The sequence below is a fragment of the Parvimonas sp. M20 genome (genome assembly GCF_035282425.1).
Taxonomy (GTDB): domain Bacteria; phylum Bacillota; class Clostridia; order Tissierellales; family Peptoniphilaceae; genus Parvimonas.
Genome location: NZ_JAYKBQ010000159.1, coordinates 1 through 275, shown reverse-complemented (window position 1 = coordinate 275; position 275 = coordinate 1). Strand labels below are relative to the sequence as shown.

The 275-nt window shown below is 50.9% G+C and carries 1 protein-coding gene; it reads right to left on the bottom strand.

Annotated elements, in window-relative coordinates:
• On the bottom strand, positions 1-189 hold a 189-nt coding region (locus VJI93_RS09470), incomplete at its 3' end, for a uracil-DNA glycosylase family protein (protein WP_442953999.1).
• Positions 190-275 lie beyond the last annotated feature (86 nt).

Sequence of the window (275 nt, the reverse complement as noted above, 5' to 3'; positions counted from 1 at the left end):
CTTCTTCATGTCCTTATCTTTGGGGTAGCAGCTCAATGCATTAAGCACATAAGGCTTAACACCTGAGGGCATACCCATTTCGTGCAGGATCTTTTCCAAGAGCTGGCCAGATGGCCCCATGAAAGGCTTCCCCTCCATAAGCTCTCGGGAACCGGGGGACTCTCCTACAATTACGAACTTCGAGTCCACCGGCCCTTTCGTTCCGATGCACGTGGTTTTAAACGGGCCATTTGCGCATCGGAACGACCTATTACAGACCCGTCAGATTTTGAACA